The organism is Desulfovibrio sp. 3_1_syn3 (genome assembly GCF_000145315.2).
Lineage (GTDB): Bacteria > Desulfobacterota > Desulfovibrionia > Desulfovibrionales > Desulfovibrionaceae > Desulfovibrio > Desulfovibrio fairfieldensis.
In genome coordinates, this window is the sequence record NZ_ADDR02000002.1 from 522,465 (window position 1) to 546,525 (window position 24,061).

The window sequence follows — 24,061 nt, forward strand, 5'->3', positions numbered from 1 at the left end:
CCTCAGCGCCGCCAACGGGTATAGGGTTCCTTGAAGATCACATCTTTGGTGACGACGATATTGAACTGGTAGCCGGGCCGGATCTCCAGCGTGGGCTTGATGCTCAGGTTCCGCTGAAGCAGCGTCGTGGTGGTCTGGCCGAGCTGCTGGGCCAGGGATGCCGTCATCTCGTCGGTCATGCGCGTTCCGTTGTCGGTTTTCGTACTGTCGTTCACGCCGTCCAGGGCGTATGCCATGCCGCCGGAAACCAGGGACATCATCAGCGCCGAGCCGAATATGCGCATGTAGTGATTGTTCACGTCGTCATTGAGGCCGGCCATGCCGCCCATGTCCGCGCCGGGCATCGCACCCAGGGAGATGGACGAACCGTCCGGAAAAATGAGACGGTTCCAGGCGATCAGGACGCGCTCCTGGCCATACACAATTCGGGAATCATAGATGCCGTAAATCCTGGTGCCCTGGGGAATAAGCAGGTTCCGGCCAGTGGCCGAGTCAAAGACGTGCTGGGAAACCTGGGCGATCATGTTGCCGGGCAGATCCGAGTTCACGCCCGTCAGCATGACGCCCGGAATGACCGCGCCGGTCTTCAGCTCCAGCGGCATGCCAGCCGTGCGCTGTTCCTGAAGTTGCCAGGAAGTGTCCTTGCGGGCGCGGTCAAAAAAGGCTTCCTTGTCCCGATCAGCGGCCGGGTCATAGTAGTTGTCGCTTCCGGCTGAAGCCGTCGCGGAAACGGCATTTTGACCGGCGGCCGACGCGGAGCCGCCCCCGGATGCGGCAACAGATACGGCAGCAGTGTTGGCATCGGTCATGCGCTTGGCGACCAGAGGCGCGCTGAGAGCGCTCATATACGCCTGCGTTTTGACGCGGCGGATGTTTTCCGCCTGCTGGTCCGGCTTCTCTTCGCGTTGGACAACCACCAGAGGCTCCGGCTTTGCCGGCTCCGGAGGCGCTGCAACGCCGCTCGTCTGATCCTTCTTGGGATCAAGCGCCAGGCCGCTCCCTTCCACCAGCCAGACGGGTTTTTCCTCTTCGCTCACAGCCGCCTTTTTGGCTTCTTCCTCTTCTTTCTTGGGGTCATGGGCAAAATTGACACTATAGATCAGCACGGCGAGCATCATGATGAGAACCGCCAGCAGAACGTAGAGCGGCCAGCGGCCCATTCTGGCCACCAGGGGCTTGGGCGACATGACAAGGGCGTTGGGGGATTCGTCGCTCATCGCTGAACCTTCCTGATGATCCGCACTTCTTCTTTTTTGGAGCCCACGCCCAGCAGAAGGGAAATGTCGTCGAACAGGCCGTCCACAACCAGGTTCTTGCCGTCCACGCGATAGTTGACCAGGACGTTTTCCCCATGTTTACGGGCCAGGAGCACGGGCATCTCCGTACTTTTCCGGGGCAGGTGGATGTAAATTTTCTGCCCGTCGTCAAAGACCCGCTCAGGCCTCCAGGAGGCCTTGCCTTTCACCTCGAAATTGAAGTTGAGGCCGGAGATATCGACCTCCTTCCCGTCAATGGTGGCTGTATTGCGCTGGATCTCCTGTTCCCTGGCGGCCTTCTTCTCCGCAAGCTGGAGTTTCATGGCGTCGGCATAGACAAAACCCACATACGGGGTATGTCCGGAGCGCTGGGAAATAAGTCGCAGATGGTAAATGCGGCGATCCGTGGTGACCACGGCGGTTGTTTCCAGCCCGGCGTCCACGGGCTTGATGAAGAGATGCGTGGTGTTGCCGGCAGTGCCCGTTTCCACCATCCAGCGAGCTGAATCGCCCACAATCACCTCATTGACCTTCTCCCCGGGCTGGAGCTCCACGTCACAGACCTGCATGGGACTCGCCAGGATGGTGGGCAGGGAAGCGCCATGCACGTAGACCAGTTTGCCGGACTGCGAGAGCACCGGAGCTGGGCCGCGTCCGGCCCAATCACGGCTCAGGTTGAGGGCCTGCCGCTCGCGTTTGCTCAACGGCACGGCGTCATTGCTGAGAAAGTCTGGAGGCGTGTTCAGGAAGTCAGGGGGAAGCGGCGGGGCCGTGGCCGGACCGGAAGGAGCGGACGCCGGGCCCCCCGTGGGGGCCGCGCCCGCACAAACTCCAGGGAAAAAGCAGCATGCCAGCAGCAGGGAAACAACAAACCTTTTCATGCGGAAAACTCCTATTGAGCTTTGGAAGCGGCCGGACCGGCGTTTTTAAATACGCGGCTGGCCGAAAGGCTGGTGATGTACACGCCGCCGGGATTGCGCAGCAGCACGGCTTCCGACGTGGGCGGGTTGATCTGGACGCTGACCGTGGCCTCGTAGGTATGGCTTTCCAGGGCCACGCCCGTATGCGCGCGGACTGTCTCCGTCCACTCCACCCGGTAAGACGTGGAACTCACGGGCAAAGGCAGGCTCTTGATTTCCACATGGACCAGCTTGCCGGACTTGGCGATTTCATAGGGATTGTTGGCCGTGAACCATTCCTTCAGAACCCCTTTGGCACTGCCGGCGACAAAGAAGCTCAGGCGTTGGATCATCTGCTTCTGAAGCTCAATGTCCGCCGTGACCGTGCGCCAGTCCGTGATGCAGGCGGCGATTTCCGCCTGGACCAGCCGCAGTGGGGCGGCGCTGGCCTGATCCGCGCGAGCTGTCACGGCGGCCTTGCCCAGCTTGTCCACCTCGATAATGTACGGGATGGCCTTGACCTGGTTCGCCTGGATCACATTGCCCATGATGGACCCGCCCAGGAGCATCAGGGCGATGAAGGCCGCCATGCGCCATTGCGCCGCGCGGTTGATATACGAGCCGTAACGCTCCAGCCATTCCTGGCGGGCATTGAGGTACGGGTTATGTCCTTCAGAGGGCTTGGGGGAGGACGCGGAAGCGTCAGTTTTCTCTTTTTTCTTGAACAGGCTCATGATGTTGTCCCTTGGCTACGGTATGACCCGATAGAAGCATTCCATTTTCGGAGTACAAATCCTCTCGGTTGGAGTATTTGCATAATCTTTATAGATTTCATGAGAAGGCGATCCATTGACGCTAACTGACTTTCAATAAATGTAACTTCCAACAGTTCTGGAGCCTCTAATTTCAATATGTCGATGATTTCTCGGATATCATTGACGCAATTCCAGATATTGCAGTTTGTAGTTTTTCCGGAAAGCACACGGTACAATTCACCGGCCTGTTTGCTGGAAATAGTCTGCTTGGGACAAGGAGTTAAAGGAACTGCATCGCCCCAATCACACCAGCTTTGTGGAAACCCAAAATCACATTTGCCAAACAAACCGCGACGGCGCAGTTCTTCATCTGGCATGCTGGGGTCTGCCAAGCCTGCTGGCCACACAACATCCTCACGGGTTAAAGCGGCAAGCGCCATACAGCCGTGGCATGTCTGGTGCTGCGAACAGTGAATGCCTTTCGCTTCCAACTGCTCCACTGAAAGCTGCTTACTCTTGCTCATGGGGTTGATCCTTCCCATCTTTTTCTTTTTTAAGGCGGGCGGCTTCGATCCGCTCCCGCAGAGACGAAGCAACAGTGCCGTTGCGCTGCCCCTTGTTGTGGCTGGCTTCACGGGTGGCGTTCCAGAGATTGCCGGCCGTGCCCTTGATCATGCCGCCCACACCCTGAGCGCCCTGGGCCTTTGCGGCTTGGGCGGCCCGGCCGATGTTGGCCACGCCGGATCCGGCGGCCATGCCCAGGCCGGCCATACCCGCGCCCATTGCTGTGACCGTGGAAGTAAGAGCATTCCCCGTGCTGACGTGCGAGCCCTGGATGATCCCGGCCACTACGTCGGGGAGGGTTTTGACAAGGCAGTAGAAAATGACGCAAAAGCAGATGGTGAGGCCAATCTGGTCCCAGCCCATATCTTCTGTTGTCTCAAGTTGTTGTATAAAATTGATGCCAACCCCCATGACGAGCTGCATGACCATCAGCTTGAAGGCCACGGCAAAGACATAGCGCAGGGCGTTGATGGCATAATCTCGCAGGAAGGAGGTCGCTCCAAGGCCAAGCAGAACTGATGAAGCACACATGGCCACTATGCATTCACATTTGATAAGAATAAGTTGCAGAGTGATGAGCGCAAAGCAGAAGAGAATTGCCATGCCTGCTAAAACATATACAACTAAATTGATAGGATTAATTCCTCCCATATCAAAAACATCTTGCGCCAGCTTAAGCCCGATAGTGAACGGTTTGTCAGAAGCATCGCTAATAGTTGTCGCCTCACCTGCAATTGCCTTCAGGCCATTGATGACGTTCCAGGTCCAGGTGTGATAGTTGTTGATGACAGCGAGGAAAAACCCGGCAGCCAACAGCACAAAGCAGAAGTTTTTGATTGTTTCGCGGATATCAGAAGTACCAAGAGCCATTTTTACACCCAGCCAGGCAACCTCAAGAACCGCACACCAATAGAAGAGAGCCTTCGCATACTTGAGCATGACAGATTCATATTTAGACAGCTCATTATTAAATTTTGTGACAATATCAGATACAATTGTATCACCTTGCGTTGCAGCAAGAACAATGCTAGTATCATTCCAATATAAAATGAAAAGGAGTGCTCCAATGAAGAAAGTCATTTTAATGATTCTCATTATTTTCATTTTTATTCCTTCAACTTCTTTCGCTTTTGATATCTGCGGATGGTGGCAATCACAAAAATATACCAATGCAGTTATAAAAATTACAAACAATAAAATTGCAGCATTTGATTATAAAATAATATCTGAAACTGATAACAAAATTGAAATGCTTGTTGACAAATCTAAAACTCCAAGTTTTTTTGAAAAAAAGAATAATAATATTATTACATTTACCAATACATTTGGTGAAAAAACTGATTATAAACTCGTAACACGTGACACCAATCTCAAAAAGAAGGATGTAAGAAAGCTCTGTGGCATAGATTAAAATGGATCAGAACGTGAGTTTGTGCCCAATCTTTTCTTGAGCATATATCTTTCGCGTTCCTGTCCCATCTGACTTTCCTTCTCTGCCTTTTCCTGGCTCGCCAGATCCGATTGAACTTTAGTTGCAATGAGTTCGCGGAGCTGGCGGGCCTCTTGTATTTGCAGGGCGGCAAGCTGATTACCGGCCATGAGCGCCTTCTGCTGGCCGTCAGGACTGGACAGCAGTTCATTCATGTAGTCTTCCAGCTCGCCGGACTCTTCCAGTTCCTTGAGCTGCTGGCCTGAGAGCTGGAACGTCGCCCTGGTGGAATTGTCCACGCGCCGGCTCCAACTGTCCCAGCTCGTGCGATAGGTCATGCCGCCCTGGGAAAGCATGCTCCTGGGCATGTTGGCCAGATTCTTCAGCTCCCCTTGCGCCTGATACAGACCGTCAAAAACGCTGCCCATGCCCATAACGTCGTTGCGCATAGTGGTCAGGGCGTTTGTGATCTTGCCCACTCTGGACAGTTCGCCGGCAATCTTCCGGATGATGTTCGCGGGCAGCATAACGGTGTTCTGCACCATATTGGTGTATTGCTCGATATTCTGCTGCACCATCTGGAGTTGGGCGGCAGTCTGCTCTATGGCTTCATCGTATTCCTTGAGCAGCGTTTTGAGCTGTTCAAGGCTGGTGGCCTTTTCTATGGCCTGCGTCACCCTGTCGCTGCAATTTGTGCAGTACACAACTTTGGCGTGGGCATTCATGGGAATACAAAAAGCCAAAAGGAAGATCAGAGGTAATGACGTACGCATATCTTTCTCCTTGGAGTTAAGCGGCGTTGCGTTCCTTGAGCCAGATCCAGGGCCAGTCTTTCCCATATTGGTTTTTAAGAGCCTTGATCCGGGCAATGCCTTCCTTGTCGGAAACGCCGGTGAAGGACAGCGCCACCGGACCCAGACCGAGCTGGAAGAGACGGCGGCCGGAAGGATTGACCATGTAGTAGTCCCGCTTGGGCGTGGCGTTGGCCAGAATCCCGATCTGGCGGTCATTGAGTCCGCAACTCCGGTAGAAGGCGTATTCGTCGTCGTTGCGGGCCTGCCTGTTGGGCAGATAGATGACCGTGGGGCAGGACGTCAGGATGACGTCCATGATGCCGCTGTTTTTGGCATCGGAAAGGTTTTGCGTGGCGATGATCACACCGCAGTTGGCCTTGCGCAGCACCTTGAACCACTCGCGGATCTTGTCTCGGAAAACCTTGTGACCCAACATGATCCAGGCCTCGTCCAGGATCAGGAGCGAGGGCTTGCCGTCCAGGGCCTTTTCGATCCGATGGAAGAGGTAGGTCAGCACGGGGATCATGTTGCGGTCCCCTTTTTTCATCAGCTCTTCCATTTCAAAGACGATGAAGTGCGATGTGCCCAGATTGTCCGTCCGTGCGTCCAGCAGCATGCCCATAGCGCCGCGTTGTGTGTAATAAGCGAGGGACTGACGGATGGAGATATCCTGTACGGCGTCCATGTAATGCGACAGGGTGCGCATGTGCTCCGGCTGCGTGGCCAATCCGGTCATGGCGTTGTGGATGGCCTCGCGGTGCGCGGGAAGCACGGCCATGCCCTGGAGTTCCAGCAGGCTTTCAATCCAGTTTTCCGCCCAGGCAATTTCCGTGGAGCCCTCACCAATGCGCTGAAGAGGCGTGAAGCAAAGACTTCCTTCCGTGGCGATCTCATAGTGGTCGCCGCCCGTGGCGTCGCAGAGCGGGAAAAGGGAATTGCCCTTGTCAAAAGCGAAAATGCGCCCGTGCTCATAGCGCAGGAATTGCGCGGCTATGGTGGCCAGCAGCGTGGATTTGCCGGAGCCGGTGGGGCCAAAGATGGCCGTATGGGCCAGATCGCCGTCGTGGAGGTTGAACCAGAACGGCGTGGAGCCATCCGTCAGAAAGACAGCCAGCGGTGGAGAGTCCGGCGGATAGAAGGGGCACGGGCAGACCGGGCTGCCCGTCCAGACCGATTGCAGGGGCAGCAGATCCGCCAGGTTCAGAGTGGTCAGCAGCGGACGCCGGACATTGGCATAGCTGTTGCCGGGCAGGCTGCCCAGCCAGGCTTCCAGGGCGTTAATGGACTCGATACGGCAGCCGAAGCCCTGGGTCTGGATCATCCGGCGCAGCTCGCGGGCATTGTCCTGGAGGACATTAACATCTTCATCCAGAAGAATGATGGTGGAGGACAGATAGCCCGCACCCACATAGCCGGACTGCACTTCGAGCTTGGCTTCTTCCGCGTCTTCACGCATCCGGAGGGCGTCGCGGTTGACCTTGGCGTTGGGATTGCTGAGAAACTGGTCCAGAAAGCCCAGAACGCGCTGGTTCCAGCCCTTGACGTAAGTCGTTATCTCTTTTTCGGCGTCATACTGGTCCAGGCAGATGAAGCGCGTGGAATAGCGAAGCTCAAAAGGCAAGGTGTCCAGGCCCGCAAACATGGCAGGCCAGGACTCTTGCGGCAGGCCGTCTATGGAGAGAACGGCCAGATGCTTTTTCTCCAACTTGTCTTCCAGGCGCGGAATCAGGCCGCCGACGAGATGGCGGCTGCCGAGCATGGCGTCCAGATACATGGGCGCGGTCGGAACCCGCACGGGTTGCAGGACGCCGGAAATGCAGGCTTGTAGGTGGGCCAGCAGGTCAGAGTGCAAAAAAGGACTGTCTGAGTCGTCGTACAGTTCATATTCCTGAAGGCGGGTCATGCGCAGCACGGCCGAACAGCCGTCTTCCAATTCAAGAAGCGTGTCCTTGAACGTCTTGAGGCCTTTTTCCAGGACTGACATGGTTTCCACGCCGACCTTGGCAGCGCCGGCCATTTTGGTCGCATTGTAGTTGGGCAGAAAGGTGGCGGTCAGGAAAGTGGCCGTGTTGTAGCACAGGCCTTCGCCAAAAAAGGCGCGGCGCTCATCCTCGATGGCCTGGGAAACGGGGTCTGGAAAATGCGAGCGCGAAGCGTCCGGGTATGCCCGCTGCCGTGTGCGGCAGGCGTCCACATGGAGCATCCAGCCGGTGCCGAGACGGGCCACGGCATTGCTGAACTGCTGCGAGACATAGGCGAGTTCATCCGGCGTGGCGCTGGCCGTGTCTTCCCCACGGATCTCCCAGGCGGCCAGGAAGGAGCCGTCTTTCTGGAGTATGATGCCCGGCTCGATCAGGGCCGCGTAGGTCAGAAGGTCAGGCAGGCCCTTGGCCTGGGAGCGGAAGTCCTGTAGCTTCAGCATGTTGTTGGCTCCAAAAAGAGAGGAATATTGATGCGGCTGATACCAGGCTTTATCAGGAAATGGCTGTTCATTTCTGAACTGCCGACTTTTCCAGAGGAAACATACAATCGAGTTGTCCCGCTTTTTGCAAACATCAATGCATATCTCCTGACTTTTCTAAGTGTATATACGACTTCAGTAATAACTATTGACGCGGCATTGATTATTTTAATTTTGTCATCAAAAACTATAAATGCTGCTTTTATACTTGGATTAACATTTTTCCTTGTTGCATTATTCTTATACTTGACATCGTTTATTTCTTTAATAAAGTTAAAAAAAGATATAATTAAATTGTCTATAGATAAAAATGTAAACATTGAAAAAATATCATATAAATTTGAAGATTCCATGACTGAAAAAATAATTTTTTCATTAACTCTATCAATATTTCTTTTCATTTCATTTATTTTATTTTTAATTTCAGCTTCAAATGTTATAGTAAAATAAATGTCAAACTAATAAGAAAAATTGTAAAAATTCCTGATGCTATACCGAAAAAATAATAATGTTTTCTTATCTCGACATATTCACATATATGTGCATTTGCAAATGACATACATGTCAAAATAAATAAAATTGTCTCGCCAAAAGTAGTAAGCACCATCAGTAAGCTGACGCCACAAATCAGTGCTTGAATCACAAACATGCATACGAAAAATAATAATCCGATCCGACAAAAGATGCCGTGATAATTCACACGCAGATATGGTTGCGGTGTGTCTTCCGCTGTCCGCGCCATCCTACTTTCCCCCCAAAATCTTCTTCACATGCCCGACGATGGAACGCGCGTAGGCCCTACCCCGCTCCGGGTTACGGTGCAGCGGCGTGTGATAGTAAGCTACGGCCCGCCAGTTGAGGCCGTGGCGCTGGATTTCCTGGGCCAGGATCCAGACGCCGATCTTGACGTTGTTGGCGGGCTCCAGCACCTGTTCCAATGGCCAGCCGTGCTTCCGGATCCAGTAGGAGTTGATCTGCATGATGCCTACATCGATGGAGCGCCCGGCGCGCATGGCCCAACGGGCATAGCGCAGGGCTTCTTCCTTGGAGCCGGCCAGCACGTCGCGGCCTGAGATATTGAGTATCCAGGGCTGGCAGCCGCTTTCCTGGCGGGCGATGGCCAGGGCCAGCACCTTAGGCACCTGATAGCGGGCGCAGGGCGCGTCAAACAGCGGTTCCAGTTCCTGCTGACGGTCCAGTAGCGCGCCGGCATGGGCCGGATGGCAGCAAAGCAACGCCATAAGAAAAAGCATGACGCCCAAGCCCTTATTGAAACTATAGATATTTTTAATCAAAGTACCTCCAAGCCCTCCACCAAAACCATAGACAAAACACTAGAAATACTAGTATGCATGGTATTAAATTGATATATAGTTCAAATAATATCCTCATATCATGCACAATAACTTTCATAATACTTTTCATCATTCACCCTATGGCGTTTCCACCTGCTTGATGCACATAGCCAGCACCATGATCCGGCCATAGTCCGCTTCCGGGAACACCCAGCCGGAATCATCGCCGTCGGTGCTTAATCTCTTGTTGGTAGTCTGGACACGCATGTGGACCTGCCATTCCGTGTCCGTCAGAGACGTTGCCCAGGTCTGAAAGGATGTGAGGGGCGGCGCTTCCGGCCCGGCTTCCGCGATGGAGGGCGCGGTGAAGATGGCCGGAGCCGTCCCTGTGCTGGGGGCGCAGACCGGCTTGGTGATCCGATCACCGTTTTTGGCCACGGTGACGTTTTTCAGCAGCGCGGAATTGCCGGAATCGCCGATGATTTCCAACGAGCCGTTCCGGCAGAGATAGAGGCCCTGAAGGCTGTCCAAAAACAACCGACCCTGTTCATCGGCGTTGGTGCAGCTTTCGTCCGTGATTTCCCTCTCCTCAAACTGGAGTTCCGAGACATTGCGGATGGCATGATCCGTCATGTCCAGTTCGGTCTGCATAGCGTTCAGTTCAGGCTGACCGGGCACGGCCACCCTGTAGAGGAAATCCTGGCCAAGAGCTGAAGAATCATAAGACGACACCGCTCCCAAGTGTCCGGCACCCGGAGAAGCAATACCCACGGATCCCAGATCAAGGATCCAGCCATTGCCGGCTCCTTGCAGCATGTTTTCCGTTTGTCCGGGCAACACTCCGGATGGAACATAACCGCCGGCACCGCCCACCAGGGCGGCGGCTCCGGGAACAGTCACGTTCCGGAATTTGTCCGTTTCGTTGTTCCGGCCGCCCGTTGTCAGGACAATGGCTTGCAGTGTACCACTTTGCGGCTGCCGGACATGGATCTGATACTCTTGCAGCCAGACGTTACGCGGCTGGAAGCCTTCAGCCAGGAAGCCTTCATTGATAAGATCCGCAATGGCTACAGACGGCCCGGCGCTGGCCGAGGCCTGCGCCAACAGCGTGTCCTGATGCCGGTTCACATATTGCCGGGCCGCCCGTGTCACCACCATCATATGATTAGCGACTATCCGCTGCTGAGTGGCCGTATGGCCGCTTTCCCACCAGCCGAGAAATCCCGGCATCATGATGATCAGGACAATAATTGCGCCGATTGTGCCGAACAGGTGCATCAATCCACCTCCGTTACGCTGACCAGATACCCGTTGGGGATGAAGCCCGGCACGGCTATGGCATTGCCGAGCACCGGAACCAGGCGACCGGAATCAGCCATGCCCAGGGCGAAACTGCCTTGGAAAAGCCGGCGCACGGCGGCAATCTCTTGCGGAGAAGCTTCGCCATAGACGTAGCAGCGGCCCGCATCCACACGGGCGCGCCATGCGCGCAGCGCGCGCCAGCTTTCGGGCATGTTCAGAGATGCAAGCGGGATGTCGCCGGAAAGCCCCCGGTGCTCATAGACGTAGCGGAAGACCTCGTTGCGGTAGACGGCATAGTTGACCGCCACGGCCCGGTATGAGGCATCTTCCTGGGAAATGTCCGCCATATGCGGCAGCAGGGCGAGCACTCCAAGAAGAAAGGCGAGCACGGCGAGGGCTTTCATGGCAATCTACCGCGCGGTATAGGTTACAGTGTTAGTATCGCCGCAGGCGTCGGTCACAGCCACGGGATCGGAGGGATCAATCTCAGCCCCGTTGACGCTCACGGCCGTCCATGAATCAGCCTGGAAACGGGCAAGCTGGGTACAATCCGCCTGCGGGATATTGGCCAGCTCAATGGAAAACTGCCCGTTGGCCTCATCAGCGCTCAGAGTAATATCGCCGCCCCAGGCGTTGCGAAGCGCGCCTCCTTTGATGAACGTGTCCGGTACAATGCCGGCCTTGATGGCGACATCATTGTCCAGGCCGTCATAGTTGGTGCCTGCAAAGAACTGTTGAGCCTGCATCCGCAGGATGATCAAACCTTCCTGTGTGCTGGCCACATTGGATTTGCTGAAGGCCGACGAGAGGCCGCCGGCGGAATAGGCCAGGATGATCAGGCCCACGAGCAGGCCGCCCAATGCTCCCAGAATGTGTCCCATTTCAAAAACCTCCTGTCTGAATCTGATCCTGAAAAGTTGTGCCCACGATGGCCACCAGAACGAGCTGGGCCAGAACAAGCAGTTGAACGACAACGCCGATGACGCGCGCGTAGCCGGCGACGCGCTCAGCGCCTTCAGTTATCCAGGTATCGGCGATTTCCATGATATGGGCCTGGAAACCGGGCATCCGGGCATAGACGCGCAGGTCGTCCACAATTTCCCGGCTGGGAAAGTCCATGCCGGAGGCCTGGAGCGCGCTCCCGAAATCCTCCCCGTGCCGGCTGTGCCGCAGGATGGCCGTGACAATTTCCCGCAGGTACGGGGAGGATTTCTGCTTCACCATATTTTCCAGGATCTGGGAGAGCTGATGCCCGGCCTGCATGCGGGTGGCGATGGTATAGAGCCAGACCGTGCCCACGGTGAGCCGATAGATGGACCAGGGGATGCAGCGGTCCGCAAGGCGGCGCAACTGGCCAGTCCATAACGGGAAGGAAAGACAGATGGCGACCAGCGCCGCCAGGGAACAGATACCGGTCAGGGCTCCGGCCCAGGAACCGACAAATTCCGAAAGCGCGTAAAGCAGATATGAAGCTCCGGTCCAGGAGCTGGGGTCTGAAACCATAACCAGTTGAGGCATAACCTGGACCGAGATCATGGCCAGCATGGCGATGCAGGCCGCAAAGTACATGCACGGCCCCGTAAGGCTCGACAGCAGACTCTTACGGATGAAGCCCCTGGCCTTGAGTACCCTGGCGGCCAGAGTCAGACCTTCGGCCAGACGAGCTGAGGTCTGGGCCGAAGCGATGAGCATGATTTCCTCCTGGCCGGCCAGACCGGCCAGGGCGTCGCCCAGAGTGCGTCCCTGGCCGACAGTCCCGATGATATGCGTATAGATATCCGCCAGGGGCGAACGGCTTTCCACGGCCTGCTCGCGCAGGCGTTGCAGGGATTCTTCCAGCGTCATGCGATTGCGAATCTGGGTGGCCAGCTTGCCCCAGACCCGCATGCGCACGTCCGCGCCGAACCACACAGCGGCAAGAATTTTCACAGTGGGGCTAAGCACGGCGCTTCCCCCGGTCCTGAGCATGCTGTTGGCGGGACCGTTCCGAACCGCGCGGGCGACGCGCCAGGTCCGCGTCAATGGGCATGGCCAGCATTTCTTCCGTGATGGCCGGTCCGATCACGCCCGTGGCAATGAGATGCCGTGCATGCTCCAGATAGGTCATGCCCTGGAGTTCCGAGAGCCAATAGCGCCTGGCATCATCCTGCTTCCTTTGGCGCAGCAGGGTCAGGAGCCAGGGATCCGCGGCGATGACTTCCGCCACGACCGTCTGCTTGTAAAGGCCGGGATGCCCGGACCCCTTGCAATGGTCGCAGCCGTGACCGCGCACGAAAATGCCCTCTCCCCTGGATCCGCCCCAGATGACTTCATCCGGCATGGTTCGCCGCAGGCGCGTGAGCAGATCCGGACTGATGGAATCTTTATGATCCCGCAACGGAATCTTGCAGTGGGGACAGAGCTTGGGCACCAGGCGTTGGAAGACCAGGCCGGAAAGTACAATCGGATCGCAGACGATGTTGAGCGGTTCCGCAAGCCTGGAGCGGAGTTGCACGTCCAGGCGCTGGATGATGCCCAGAGCATCAGCCGCGTGGATAGTGGCCCAGACGGCATTGCCGGACAGCGCCACCTCAATGGTGGCCAGCGCCGCTTCCGCATAGCGGATTTCACCGATCATGACCGTGTCGGTATCGTCTCGGTTTGTGCCGGCAATGGCGTTGGTATAGGCGTCGCCACGCTCGTCGCCTTCCTTGGAAATGACCGGGATCTGATACATACCCTTGATGGGCTTTTCCGGCGGATCTTCGATGGAAAGAAAGTTGTCACCAGGCCGCTCTTCTATGAGAGCTTCCATGCAGTGGGCCAGAGCCGTGGACTTGCCCGATCCCGTGGGTCCGGAAATGAAGACAATGCCCGTGCGCCCGGACAGCGCCCGGAAAAGTTCCGTCTGCGCCCTGGCTGTGCGCTCATGTCCTTCATGGTTCACAAGCGTCGCAGCCTGGTCCGTATAGCCGAGCTTGGCCAGACGCTCTTCCAGGGAGCCGGAAGCGCCTGTAGTGTCGTGCATGAGGCGCAGGGGCATGAAGGTGCCCTTGCCGTCCGGCGCTCCGTCGCATTCAATAGGCTCCGAGTGGATGCGCACGGAATACAGGCCTTGGGGCAGATAGTCCCGATTGATAATACGACCATCCAGGCGGGATATGGGATCAAAGGCCGGCGCGTCCTGGGCCGCGCCCAGATGCTCGTAGATAGTGCGGATCATGCGGCTGCCCGTTTCCACATCCAGCTCCATATCGTCGCGCAACAGCCCCAGCACCCGGAAACGGATGCGGACATGCGTTCCCATGTTGGCAACATGAATATCCGTCGCGCCGCACTCATAGGCGCGGGCGATCATGTCGATGGCCAACTGCTGAACCTCATTTTCGCCTATGCCGCTTCTGGAGGCGTAACGGGAAAACTCCGCGTCGAAACGGCTGGGAGGCACAAACTGAAAGTCGCTGACTCCGCATGATCGCAGAGGCATGACAAGGTTGACCACAGGCATCTGGCCTTGCAGCTCTTCCGAGATCATCAGGGCGTCTTCCACCAAGGCGACACGGGCGCGGATATGCTCCGGCAAGGCATTGATCAGAGACGTGCGGCTTAACATGAGCACACCTACTCAAAGGGGATAGATGAAAGTTTGCCGTTACGCCTGACGGAAACGCCCTGCCGCGTCACCTGGAGAATGCCGCCGCCGAAGGCAGATCCATTCTTCACAGTGACAGTGCGCCCTTCCGACGTGCGAATGGTGGCTGTGAGCTTGCCGGCCACGCCCTGGACTGACACCACCACAGGCTCGCGCCTGGGTGCGGCCACAGGAGCGGCGACCGGCTTTTCCTTGCTCTTGGGCGGCACCAAGTCAGGCAGGATGATTTCCGGCTTTTTGGTCCCTTGGGACAGATCCTTCAGCCGCTGTTCCAACTCCGCGATCCGCACCTGTTGTTCCAGGATGATTTTTTGCCCGCGATAGCGGGACAGTTCCCCCAGCGTACTCGGCGAATTTTGCGCCTGATGCACCATTGGGCTTTTCCCGGCGGCTTCCTTCATCGCTTCGCGGGGCGTCGCCGCCGTATCCTTCGGCTTAGCTGGGGTTTTGGGCTTGGCGGCTGGCTGGGCCGGCCTGACGGCCGGCGGAAGCGACGGAGCAGGGCCTGGTCCGAACTTCTGGAAAAGGATGAAGCCGGCTACGCCAAGGCAGGCCAAGCCGAGTATGCCGGCCGCAAGCATCTGGAGCTTCTTTTTAGTGTCTTGCATAAATGCTCCCTTTCATGGACCAGCCGTTATTGAATGTGATGGATTCAATGCTCAGGCCGGGGATTTCCGCCAGCATGGCGAAGAGGCCTACGCCGTCAGGCCCGGTCCTGGGCTCCATCAGCAGATCCGGAATGCCGGAAAGCTCCCAATCGGCCTCATGCCACGGGGCCAAGACATTCACCTTGTCGATGGTGCGCTTTTTCTGGGCCTTGAACTTGGGCGGATTCAGTTTTGTAGCCGTGGACTGCGTTATTTCCGCAAGCAGGCCCAGGGATTCTTCCCTGTTCAACAGCATGGAGTGGTCCGTGCCGATTCCGTCAGGGCGTCGGGAATCCACAGGCCTCAGCGTGATGGAGGAACGCGCTGTGCGCAGATCCTTTTCATCCAGGCGCGCCCCGTCCGGCAGGCGGATAAAGTCCGCTCCACTGGCGTGTTTCCATTCCAGATTCACCCTGTTGCCATTGCAGACGGCCGATTGCAGTTCCCAGCCATTGGAAGACAAAGGCAAATCCATCATCACCGGCAGGCAGGCCGCCGCGAAATCCGTGGCCAGGGGTTTTTCCTGCCAGGCCATCGGAAAGAATTCTTCCGGATGATTTTCCAGATCCGCCTTGCGCTGGATCCTTTCCTGACGCACCTGGCGGGCCTCTTCGCGCGCGGCCCGATCCGCGTAATAGCTCCAGAGAAAGGCAATGCCGAGTATAATTGTCAGGATTGCGGCAAGACCGGCCACGCGCCGGACAGTGCTGTGCGAGGCCAGTTTCTTCAGGTTCGAGAGGTGCCCTTTGCCGAGCGCCCATTTTTCCAGCGGTGTGAGCCGCACCCGGTCTTCCAGAAACATGGCGCTGGCCATCGGGCTGTCTCCCATCTCCGCTTGCAGCCCGGCGATCTTCTTCATCAGGGCCAGAGCGTCCTTGGCTTCCTGTTCGGAGTAGAAAACCTGATCCCCGAATTCGGCCACAGCGCCGTCGATTCGCAGATGAAGCCACCAGAATTCTTTCCCTTCCGTGGAGCGGAGGCTGAAGAGTCCAAGAAAATCAGGCGGCACATCAAGGCACGGGCAGAGCACGGGCACGGGCGCATACCGCGCCCAGGACTCGCCCGTAGCGCCGAAGCCGAACTGGACGCCCTGTTTGCCATGACAGCGCGCTGAAACGTCAAAGGTGTCATCCATCTCCTGTGCCTGGGCCAGCAACGCCTTGTGTCCGGCAAAGCGGCGTTTGGCGGGAGGCAGCCAGCGCAGGCCCACGGCCCAGGGATGATTGTTGATGATGACCAGTTCCATCGTTAATCCTCAGTCCCGCCGCCGGCGGCTTCCACCTCAATGGTGATGACCAGTAGAGTCTTGCCGTACTTGGCTCCGCGCCCAAAATTGAGCAGGCCCAAGGAGTTGGCCAGTTTTTGTGACTGATCCTGAAATCCGGCCAGCACGAGAGTCTGCCCCATCTGCATGGTGCTACGCTGACTGAATGCGCGCGTACTGGTTTTGGGCAGTTGTACCGTCAGATCGCTGGTGGAGAACTCGGTCAGCTCATCCAAGCTGGAGAGGTTGATGCTGTACTGGAGGAGCACACGCCGACGATCCAGGATATGCGGGATAATGGTCATGGCGAAACCCGTTGTGACTTCGCCGGGCGTAATCTCCGTGGTCTGCCCATAGTCGGATTGCGATGAGGATGATCCCGCCAGATAGGCAATGCGCTTGATAGCCTGAATGGGTACGGGCTGGTTCGAGAGGATCAAGCCGCCGCCGGAAGTGACCTGTGTGGCGTTGCCCCACTCCTTGAGGGCTTTCAGAACGCCCGTGGAGTTCTTCAGCTTACCGGAAACGATGGTGGCCGAGGCCGAAGACGGGCTCCCCAGAGAAGCAAGGCTGCCGGCGACGATGGAGACATTATCGTTGGCAAAAAGCACCTGAAAATCCAGGCCCGCCTCGTTTTCGTCGGTGACTTCCAGCGCCCAGACATGCACCGTCAATGCGACCTGGCGGGACAGCCTTTTGTTGATTTCGGCAATATAATTGCTGACCTGGCGGACATTTTCCGCCCGGTCACGGACTGTCATGGTTCCGGCGGCCTGGTTGCCCACCACGCTGCCTTCCGGCGAGAGCAGAGCCTTGACGGCCTTCTCCGTGTCCGCCCAAATGTCGAATTTGTAGTCCGTGGTGTTGGCTTGCGCCGTCTGGCTGGATGTATCCGACGTTGCCACTGTCGCATTGACATTGGAGCCGCCAATGCTGGAGCGCGTCGTTTCCCGCGACTTGTTGGTGATATTGTCCTTATATTCCCGCTTGCCCGGCGCGCCCAGAATCGTGAACGTCCGGACCGACAGCCGGGAGAAGACGACGGTATTTGTCTTGGCGTCGAAATCCCAGCCATAGCCCGAAGCAATGGCTACGTTGTCCAGCAGGCCGCGCAGAGAGCCTTCATAGGAAATATTGAGCAGCCGTGACGTGCCGCCGGCAGCGGGCACGTCCAGCAGATCCGGCAGGGCCAGGCCGCTATCGCCCGAGCCTGATTGGCCGGCTCCCTTCTTCTGGCCGCCGGAAAGCGGAGCCGGATCCGCGCCCACCTGGACGGTCAGCGGCGTCATGTCCGCTATGGCTGCGGCAATGTTGGCCAGAGTGCCGCGCTTGCGCAGCGTCACATGAGTGTTAAGGGCCGCCTGGGACTGCTCGTCGGCCCGGATCGGCACGGCCTTCACGCCCACGTAGGGTTCGGCCACCACATCCACGGCCTTGGAGCGTGAGAGCGTGGTGAAGTCCCGGCCCTTGCCCTCTATGAGGTCCTGGTCCGGCGCGCCCTTATGGGCGCAGCCGAACAGGATTACGCCAACGCCAAAGAGAAGAAAGGCTATGCTGCGAAAGATGCGGTTCGTTTTCATTGCATCATCCAGTTGAATTGATTTTTCAGTGCTTATTCGTTAAATTTTACCTGCGAATTGTATCGGAAAATCAAGCATATTCTTCAACTCTTCTCTGGCTTCATCAGAGATTTTGTATTTCTCACAAAAATCATACAATGCGTCATGCGATGGCATAAGATCATAAATATCGTCGTGCTTGACAAAAGCGTTATCCATAGCTTCTGACCCACCGTGTTTATTCACGAAATCAAACAGGCCCCTGGTGCATGGCCAGCAGTTCACTTCCCACGATTCACGGAGATTTTTGAAGCAATCCTCATAGGCTTCATCTTCGCTTTCCCCGATGCCCCAGATGTTCTTTTTCTGAATCTTATCCAGAACGACGACATAGTATTCCTTCTCTTCATTATCGCTCATTGCTTGACTCCACGCTTGTGCCGCAGTCCGCCTTCCTCTTCATGCGGGCGCGGCATGGCTGCCTGGCTTTCCTTCGCTGCGCGTAACGGAGATCCGACTTCCCCAATAATGGGCAAGGCATTGTTGGGCAGCATGGTTGTGGGAAGGCTTCCGTTCCAGCGCTCCGCTTGCAGCAGATGCACATAGGCCGGGTTTTTGGCCATAGCCGCCGACTTCGCCTCAATGGCCCTGGCTTCAGCCTCGCCGCGCAGTTGTATGGCTTTTGCGTCGGCTTCCGCCGCTACGATCTTCGCATCAGCATCGCCCTTGGCCCTGATCCGCTTCATATTCGCTTCAATTGCCGTGCGCTTTTCATTTTGAAGCACTTTCTGCACTTCAACTTCCGCACGCATGCGCTCTTCCACGGATTTCTCATAGGAATTTGAAAAATCAATATTTTCAATCTGCACGGATTTAATATCTATCCCCGTGCCGTTAAATACTTTGGAAAGGCTCACAAACATTTTCGCCGTGAGTTCTTCACGATTCTGGACAATATCCACAGCATTGTATTTGCCGAAGACATCTTTGGGCTGGGCCATGAGCTGGGGAATAATGATCCGCTCCAGGTAAGATTCGCCGTATTTTCCGTAGATCGAAGCGACAAAGGCCGGGCTCAGGCTGAAGTTGAGCGATATTCCCGCCTCAGCCGCCTGAATGTCCTTGCTGTAAACCTGGAGCGTGATGGTTTCTTTTTGCGTGCGCACGCTCATCTTGATCACAGAATCAATAAAAGGAATTTTGAAATGAAAGCCGGGTTCGGCCACGTACTTCACTTCGCCAACCCGCAGCACAACTGCCCTGACGCCCTGGTCAACAGTAAAGAAGGAGCCATAGAGAACGGTCAGAATACACAGCATCAGGCAGCAAGGGCCAATGAGGGCTTGTCTGATCTCTTTGGAAGAGCCCTTTTGACCTTCATTTCCATCGCCACTGACGTGAGTCTGAATGCCGCGTTGAACACTGCGATATTTTTCTTTCCAGCTCATTTTTCTCTCCTCAAATACACTTGTGCTTATACGTTTTGCGTGTTACCTTTATGGTATGATACTAAGCTATAAAGACAGCCGGGCGGAAAGCCTCTTTTTGGGCATCCGCGTGGCTGGTCTGCCGCCGGATATTCAGCGCGCCGCCATGCGCAAGCTCAAAATCCTGCACAACGCTTTTTCTCTGAACGACTTGCGCATTCCCCCTGGAAATCGGCTGGAGGCCCTGAAAGGCGACCGGGCCGGGCAATACAGCATCCGCATTAACAGCCAATGGCGCATCTGCTTTGCATGGAACGAGGGAAACGCGCATGGCGTTGAAATCGTTGACTACCATTAGGAGGCCATGATGTATGACCGCATGCCGCCCGTGCATCCGGGCGAAATTTTGAATGAGGAATTTTTGAAGCCTATGGGCCTGAGTCAGACGCGTCTGGCTCTGGACACGGGCATGCCGCAGAGCCGTATTCAGGGCATCATTGCCGGAAAGCGCGGCATCTCCGCAGATACGGCAGTGCGGCTTGCCGCCTATTTCGGCAACAGCGCGGAGTTCTGGCTCAATTGCCAGATCAGCTATGAGCTGGACATGGTGGCCTATTCCGGCAAGCGCGCTGAAATTCTGGCTCGTGTACATCCTCATTCCTCCGCCTCTAGTGCTCCGATACTTCCATGACCTTATTGCCTTGGTAGATGGTCACGCGCAGGGCGAGGCCATTGGCCTGGAGGGCCGCGAAGAAGTTCTTCACCGCATCCACGAAGACACCGGAGAAGGTCGCGGAACTCCGCATTTCATAGTCATTTTGCGCATTCCAGATCAGGCTGTAGCCGGCTATGGCGGCCCAGCCTTCCATCAGGCCACGCAGCATTTCACCCTTGTGGATCTCCCAGACGGGCACAGCCTCGATGGCCGTGGCGGCTACCGGCGTGAGGGGTTCGCTGGAGGACGCGGCAGGAGCGGGAACCGCAACAGGAGGTTCCGCAATCGGCGTGACGGTGGGCTGAGGAGCGGGCGTAGCGGGTATGCTCACGGCGACCGGCGTATAGGGCACGGGGGCATTGGCCTTGGGCTTTTCCAGGGTCAGCGCCGGGGAGGTCTGCGCACGGCTGGGCAGAGATACGGGTTCCGGCGTAGGCGCGGGCGTTGCGGCTTGGGGAGCGGGCTGATCTTCGGGAACATCAGCAGGCGAGGGAACAGCGGAAGCTACGGGAATGATGCCGGTGGGCGGTTCAGACAGATAAACCGGAGAACCTTTGGCCAGCGTTGCGGTGGGGCCGACATCATTCCAGCGGCAGAATTCCTTTACTGAAACTCCGTTCCGTCTGGCCACAGCGGCGGCAGTGGCCGTTTTGCGTACTGGATACACCCGGACACCCGCAGCCTTGGCCGTCATAGCCGCAGTGGGTGCCTGATCAGGAGCGGCCGCCTGGGGAGCGCGCTCCGGGAGCGAACGAGATTCCAGCGGGTGCTCTTCCGGCACGGGGGTTGAAAACGGCGGCTCCGTGCCTTTGAAAATCTCGCGGGTGAAGCTGAATATCTGCCCGTCAGAGCAGGCTACCTGTACATATCCCAGCATGGGGGTGCCGTCGGCTTCCAGCGTATCCAGCCTGTAGCTCACGCCAAGGCCGGAGGACGTCAGGGCAAAACCGTCCGCCCGGAGCTTTTGCTCCAGCACGTCACCGAAAACACCCGGCGCGCGGTCCAGGGCAACGGACGTATGCGCAGGCGCATGCCGACGGCTCAGTTCCTCCGCCGTCTGAGCCGCAAAGGCCTGGGCGTCCGCACCGTAATCCGCGCTGAGGGCGTCAAAGGAGCCTGAACCGCTCTTGTGCATCACGCAGCCGGAGGCAAAGAGCAGACAAAGTATCAGAGCGCGTGTTGTTTTCTTCATTGGAGTAATCACTTTGCCTTGAACCCTTCCAAAGCCCGCCAGCGGCTGGCTTTGGCGCTGTAAAAATCCTGCTGTTTTACATGCCGTCTCCAGACCTTGCTCATGAGCGGATCCGCTTTGGCCATGCGCCGAAGTACAAAGATGCTGACAAGCCAGAAGCTGAAAGCCGTTACCGCTGAGATCAGCGTCAGGCCGCCAACTCCTACAAGCAAGGCGATCAGAACGCTGCTCATGGCAAGTTCCCGTTCCGCGCCCAGCACGAGATTTGGGCGATGCAACGCCTGGTGGACAGGGATACTCCGGGTTTCCATCAGATCACCGCTCCGGAAAAGCTGAATGTGGAAGTGACGATGCCGCCCGCAAACGCGATGAGGGTAATACCGGCCACAACCCCAAGCAGCATTTTGAAGGCCCCGCTGACATCATCCCGGTTCATGAGGTAGATTATCCCGCATATACCCACGGCTGTGATGCTGATGTATTTGCCCGCAGGGCCGGTAATGGTATTGACCACTTTCTCAAGCGGGCTGGAAAACTCCGTGATGCCGCCGCTGGCCAGTGCCAGCTCCGGGCAGACTCCAAGGAAGAAAATCAGAAGAATGAAGAAAAAGGCCTTATACATTGTGCCCCCCATTTTCACGCAGCAGAATAGAGGGGCGTTGTTTCGTAACGTCCCTCTTTTGCATTGAATTTGTTGACGGAAATAATGGAGGCGAGACGGCGCGTGTTCTCGCGCGTCTTCTCCATATGGATGATCAGGTCAACGGCGCGGCCGATCAGCTTTTGCTTGGGGCCGACGCCCGCTTCTTCCACCAGCTCTTCCAGGCGTTCCAGAGCCTCTTCCGCGCTGTCAGCGTGGAAGGTGCCGATGCCGCCCGGATGGCCGGTGTTCCAGAGCTTGAGAAGTTCCAGGGCCGCCGCGTCTCGCACTTCGCCTACAATGATGCGACGCGGCGCGTAGCGCATGCTGACCTTGGCCAGTTGGCGCATGCCGATGCCGGCCAGTTCCGACGTCAGGAAAAAAACGGCATTGGGCGCGCGGGATTGCAGTTCCGCCGTGTCTTCCAGAATCAGCAGACGATCATGCGGGCAAAGTTTGTCCAGTTCATGAATGATGGCATTCACGAATGTCGTCTTGCCGCTGGAGGTTCCACCCACCACAACGATATTTTTTCGGTCAAGAATGGCGGCACGGATAATGGGCGGTACTTCCGGCGTTATTACTCCCTGCGCCAGGTATTCCTGCATGGTGATGACCCGTGACGCTTTCTTTCGGTCCGAAAAAGATGCGCCAGGTCCAACCAGGGGCGGGAACGTACCCTCAAAACGGGAGCCGTCCAGCGGAAAACTTCCTTCAACCACTGGATGAAGGGCGTCCACCGTGATGTCCAGGGCGCTGGCAACCAGCGAAAGGATCTGCTTGCTCTGAGCCGGCGAGAGCTCGCCAATGCACTCTTGTTCCTGGCCATAGCGCTCAATCCACAGCTTGCCGTCCGGGTTGAGCATGATCTCAATGACCGTCTCATCCCGTAGCGCCTCCATGATCAGCGGGCCACAGTTGTATTCCAGGCTTTCCAGCAGGCGCTCATCCATGCTGCACCGCCTTCAGGACAAAGACGGCCACATTGACCAGGGCGGAAAGCGCCATGACGGCCGTGCAGAGGTACAGCGTGGATTTGAATTCGGACAGCGTGGACGCGAAGTCCGAGGCCGCGTCCCGGATGCCGTTGATAGTCACGTCGGACAGCGTTTTCTGTAATTCGGACACGCTGTTTTCCACGCCCTGGACGTAGGCCGCCGTCTGTTCGCCCATGAAAGCGGCCAGGGCCTTTTCATGCTTTTTCTGGAGTTGTGTCTGGGCTCCAAGGAAAGCATTCTGGATCGTGACCATCATCAGCAGCGGATCGTCCTTGGGCACGGCCAGATCGTGCTTCCTGGCCAGCAGCGCGCGCACGTCCTCCACGGACAGGCCGAAGCCGTCCGGCAGGCACTGATCAGGTTCGGGCGCGGGCGGAGATTGCGGCGCGTTGTCAGCAACGGCGGAAGGAGTGATCACTTCATCCGGCCAGTCCTGCGGAGTTTCTTCAGGGGGCAGATCGTCGCTCATACGCCCGCCTCCTACAGGATGTCCGCCTGCTCAACGCAGGAGAGAATCTGGTTCCAGTAGCGCCGCAGGCGCGCCTTGACCGCGATGGAAGTGGAACTGCCGTTGATCCCGGCCTCGAAGCTCTGGCGCTTGGCAAGCAGTTCTTCCAGGTCCTTGCCGATCAGCGCCCGGTTGCCTTCCGGCAGCCGGATCAGGGCGTGAAACTGGTGCGCGTGTTGCGCATAAATCTTGAAGTCCTCAAATCCTCTGGTCCCATTGTCGATGGAAATTTCTCCAAAGAACGGGTTGAGCCAGACAATCAGAGGGGAAGCAGGGAAACCTTTGGCGAGTTGATCCAGCCCCTGGAGCGTGTCGCCCAGAGCCTGGCCGCCCGTGACAATGGAATGGAAAAAAACCGAATGCCCGGCCTCGGCCAGCAGCGAGAGGACATCGTTTTCCTGAAGGTATGCGCCCAGGGCGATGAAGGAGGAAGCGCCGTTATCGACAATAACGTGCGAACCTTCCGGGGCCATTGCGAGCGCCTCAAGCAGCGTGTCGAATTTGCGGGCGTCAATGTTCCCGTCCTTCATGACGTCCAGCGAGGTCACACTGAACTCTTTGAACGAGGTCAGCGTGGCGTTTACCGGGTCCGTATCGTAGGCAATGACATCTTTTCCGAAATGCCGGAGAGCCTGATACAGCATGACGGCGATCATGGACTTTCCCACCCCGCCCTTCCCTTGCAGTATAAAATGAATTGTGGCCATTGGATTTTTCCTTGCTTG

Annotated in this window: 28 protein-coding genes; 3 read left to right on the forward strand and 25 right to left on the reverse strand. The window is 56.9% G+C overall.

Translation table 11 applies throughout. The annotated features are described in order from the left end of the window. Positions 1-2 precede the first annotated feature (2 nt). The 5 genes from HMPREF0326_RS13495 to trbL are packed head-to-tail and all read right to left on the reverse strand — an operon-like array spanning position 3 to position 4,569. Positions 3-1,217: a TrbI/VirB10 family protein gene (locus HMPREF0326_RS13495; RefSeq protein ID WP_008685763.1), complete on the reverse strand. Its 1,215-nt coding sequence runs from the start codon at positions 1,215-1,217 to the stop codon at positions 3-5. After that, positions 1,214-2,137 carry a P-type conjugative transfer protein TrbG gene (trbG, locus tag HMPREF0326_RS13500; RefSeq protein WP_008685762.1) on the reverse strand — a complete coding sequence of 308 codons (924 nt, stop codon included), beginning with the start codon at positions 2,135-2,137 and terminating at the stop codon, positions 1,214-1,216. Before trbG ends, HMPREF0326_RS13495 begins: the two co-directional genes overlap by 4 nt. A gap of 11 nt (positions 2,138-2,148) precedes the next feature. Then, entirely contained in the window at positions 2,149-2,889 is a 741-nt protein-coding gene (locus HMPREF0326_RS13505; protein WP_008685761.1) for a type IV secretion system protein, read from the reverse strand. Continuing rightward, complete coding sequence (locus HMPREF0326_RS17025) at positions 2,886-3,434, reverse strand: hypothetical protein (protein ID WP_147568337.1); 549 nt, start codon at positions 3,432-3,434, stop codon at positions 2,886-2,888. The genes HMPREF0326_RS13505 and HMPREF0326_RS17025 overlap by 4 nt, the downstream gene beginning before the upstream one ends. Continuing rightward, on the reverse strand, positions 3,421-4,569 hold the full coding sequence (trbL, locus tag HMPREF0326_RS13510) for a P-type conjugative transfer protein TrbL (RefSeq protein WP_232224954.1): 1,149 nt from the start codon (positions 4,567-4,569) through the stop codon (positions 3,421-3,423). The genes HMPREF0326_RS17025 and trbL overlap by 14 nt, the downstream gene beginning before the upstream one ends. Between trbL and HMPREF0326_RS17030 the strand changes: the two genes are divergently transcribed. After that, positions 4,541-4,885 (forward strand): hypothetical protein, encoded by a 345-nt coding sequence (locus HMPREF0326_RS17030; RefSeq protein ID WP_020990631.1) that lies wholly within the window; start codon positions 4,541-4,543, stop codon positions 4,883-4,885. The genes trbL and HMPREF0326_RS17030 overlap by 29 nt on opposite strands. On the opposite strand, the gene trbJ is transcribed toward HMPREF0326_RS17030, so the two are convergent. The 14 genes from trbJ to HMPREF0326_RS13575 all read right to left on the reverse strand — a co-directional run bounded on the left by trbJ (position 4,882) and on the right by HMPREF0326_RS13575 (position 19,304). Then, positions 4,882-5,676, reverse strand: coding sequence for a P-type conjugative transfer protein TrbJ (gene trbJ, locus HMPREF0326_RS15640; RefSeq protein WP_020990632.1), 795 nt, complete (start codon positions 5,674-5,676; stop codon positions 4,882-4,884). The two genes, HMPREF0326_RS17030 and trbJ, sit on opposite strands and share 4 nt — an antisense overlap. A gap of 16 nt (positions 5,677-5,692) precedes the next feature. Next, entirely contained in the window at positions 5,693-8,119 is a 2,427-nt protein-coding gene (locus tag HMPREF0326_RS13520; protein ID WP_008685757.1) for a TraG/VirB4 family ATPase, read from the reverse strand. After that, complete coding sequence (locus HMPREF0326_RS17035) at positions 8,113-8,559, reverse strand: hypothetical protein (protein WP_008685756.1); 447 nt, start codon at positions 8,557-8,559, stop codon at positions 8,113-8,115. The genes HMPREF0326_RS13520 and HMPREF0326_RS17035 overlap by 7 nt, the downstream gene beginning before the upstream one ends. Before the next feature lie 342 nt (positions 8,560-8,901). Further along, entirely contained in the window at positions 8,902-9,411 is a 510-nt protein-coding gene (locus HMPREF0326_RS13525) for a lytic transglycosylase domain-containing protein (protein ID WP_084493649.1), read from the reverse strand. Between the two features lie 180 nt (positions 9,412-9,591). Then, positions 9,592-10,731, reverse strand: a complete 1,140-nt coding sequence (gene pilV, locus HMPREF0326_RS13530; protein WP_008685751.1) for a shufflon system plasmid conjugative transfer pilus tip adhesin PilV — start codon at positions 10,729-10,731, stop codon at positions 9,592-9,594. After that, positions 10,731-11,159, reverse strand: a complete 429-nt coding sequence (gene pilM / locus HMPREF0326_RS13535; protein ID WP_008685749.1) for a type IV pilus biogenesis protein PilM — start codon at positions 11,157-11,159, stop codon at positions 10,731-10,733. The genes pilV and pilM overlap by 1 nt, the downstream gene beginning before the upstream one ends. Positions 11,160-11,165: 6 nt before the next feature. After that, on the reverse strand, positions 11,166-11,636 hold the full coding sequence (locus HMPREF0326_RS13540; protein WP_008685748.1) for a type 4 pilus major pilin: 471 nt from the start codon (positions 11,634-11,636) through the stop codon (positions 11,166-11,168). A gap of 1 nt (position 11,637) precedes the next feature. Further along, on the reverse strand, positions 11,638-12,699 hold the full coding sequence (locus tag HMPREF0326_RS13545) for a type II secretion system F family protein (protein WP_008685746.1): 1,062 nt from the start codon (positions 12,697-12,699) through the stop codon (positions 11,638-11,640). Continuing rightward, positions 12,692-14,347 carry an ATPase, T2SS/T4P/T4SS family gene (locus tag HMPREF0326_RS13550; RefSeq protein ID WP_008685743.1) on the reverse strand — a complete coding sequence of 552 codons (1,656 nt, stop codon included), beginning with the start codon at positions 14,345-14,347 and terminating at the stop codon, positions 12,692-12,694. Before HMPREF0326_RS13550 ends, HMPREF0326_RS13545 begins: the two co-directional genes overlap by 8 nt. A gap of 8 nt (positions 14,348-14,355) precedes the next feature. Next, positions 14,356-14,994 carry a type IV pilus biogenesis protein PilP gene (gene pilP, locus HMPREF0326_RS13555; RefSeq protein WP_008685742.1) on the reverse strand — a complete coding sequence of 213 codons (639 nt, stop codon included), beginning with the start codon at positions 14,992-14,994 and terminating at the stop codon, positions 14,356-14,358. After that, positions 14,981-16,279, reverse strand: coding sequence for a type 4b pilus protein PilO2 (pilO2, locus tag HMPREF0326_RS13560; protein ID WP_008685741.1), 1,299 nt, complete (start codon positions 16,277-16,279; stop codon positions 14,981-14,983). The genes pilP and pilO2 overlap by 14 nt, the downstream gene beginning before the upstream one ends. 2 nt (positions 16,280-16,281) lie before the next feature. Further along, positions 16,282-17,877, reverse strand: a complete 1,596-nt coding sequence (locus HMPREF0326_RS13565; RefSeq protein WP_008685740.1) for a secretin N-terminal domain-containing protein — start codon at positions 17,875-17,877, stop codon at positions 16,282-16,284. Between the two features lie 39 nt (positions 17,878-17,916). Beyond that, positions 17,917-18,276, reverse strand: coding sequence for a hypothetical protein (locus HMPREF0326_RS13570; RefSeq protein WP_008685739.1), 360 nt, complete (start codon positions 18,274-18,276; stop codon positions 17,917-17,919). Further along, positions 18,273-19,304 carry a prohibitin family protein gene (locus HMPREF0326_RS13575; protein WP_008685738.1) on the reverse strand — a complete coding sequence of 344 codons (1,032 nt, stop codon included), beginning with the start codon at positions 19,302-19,304 and terminating at the stop codon, positions 18,273-18,275. The genes HMPREF0326_RS13570 and HMPREF0326_RS13575 overlap by 4 nt, the downstream gene beginning before the upstream one ends. A gap of 55 nt (positions 19,305-19,359) precedes the next feature. Between HMPREF0326_RS13575 and HMPREF0326_RS13580 the strand changes: the two genes are divergently transcribed. Then, positions 19,360-19,641, forward strand: coding sequence for a type II toxin-antitoxin system RelE/ParE family toxin (locus HMPREF0326_RS13580; protein WP_020990634.1), 282 nt, complete (start codon positions 19,360-19,362; stop codon positions 19,639-19,641). A 9-nt stretch (positions 19,642-19,650) separates the two neighbouring features. Next, positions 19,651-19,974 carry a HigA family addiction module antitoxin gene (locus tag HMPREF0326_RS13585; RefSeq protein ID WP_008685736.1) on the forward strand — a complete coding sequence of 108 codons (324 nt, stop codon included), beginning with the start codon at positions 19,651-19,653 and terminating at the stop codon, positions 19,972-19,974. Here HMPREF0326_RS13585 and HMPREF0326_RS13590 read toward each other — a convergent pair. Genes HMPREF0326_RS13590 through HMPREF0326_RS13615 form a run of 6 tightly spaced genes read right to left on the reverse strand, consistent with a single transcriptional unit; the run spans position 19,952 to position 24,043 of the window. After that, positions 19,952-21,190: a TcpQ domain-containing protein gene (locus tag HMPREF0326_RS13590; protein ID WP_020990635.1), complete on the reverse strand. Its 1,239-nt coding sequence runs from the start codon at positions 21,188-21,190 to the stop codon at positions 19,952-19,954. The two genes, HMPREF0326_RS13585 and HMPREF0326_RS13590, sit on opposite strands and share 23 nt — an antisense overlap. Positions 21,191-21,198: 8 nt before the next feature. Beyond that, positions 21,199-21,501: a conjugal transfer protein TrbD gene (gene trbD / locus HMPREF0326_RS13595; protein WP_008685733.1), complete on the reverse strand. Its 303-nt coding sequence runs from the start codon at positions 21,499-21,501 to the stop codon at positions 21,199-21,201. Continuing rightward, positions 21,501-21,812, reverse strand: coding sequence for a TrbC/VirB2 family protein (locus tag HMPREF0326_RS13600; protein ID WP_020990636.1), 312 nt, complete (start codon positions 21,810-21,812; stop codon positions 21,501-21,503). Before HMPREF0326_RS13600 ends, trbD begins: the two co-directional genes overlap by 1 nt. A 14-nt stretch (positions 21,813-21,826) precedes the next feature. Continuing rightward, the gene (gene trbB, locus HMPREF0326_RS13605) at positions 21,827-22,783 is read right to left on the reverse strand and encodes a P-type conjugative transfer ATPase TrbB (RefSeq protein WP_008685729.1); all 957 of its coding nucleotides are present in this window, start codon (positions 22,781-22,783) and stop codon (positions 21,827-21,829) included. Next, the gene (locus tag HMPREF0326_RS13610; RefSeq protein WP_008685727.1) at positions 22,776-23,297 is read right to left on the reverse strand and encodes a putative glycosyltransferase; all 522 of its coding nucleotides are present in this window, start codon (positions 23,295-23,297) and stop codon (positions 22,776-22,778) included. Before HMPREF0326_RS13610 ends, trbB begins: the two co-directional genes overlap by 8 nt. An 11-nt stretch (positions 23,298-23,308) precedes the next feature. After that, positions 23,309-24,043, reverse strand: a complete 735-nt coding sequence (locus HMPREF0326_RS13615; RefSeq protein ID WP_008685725.1) for a nucleotide-binding protein — start codon at positions 24,041-24,043, stop codon at positions 23,309-23,311. Positions 24,044-24,061 lie beyond the last annotated feature (18 nt).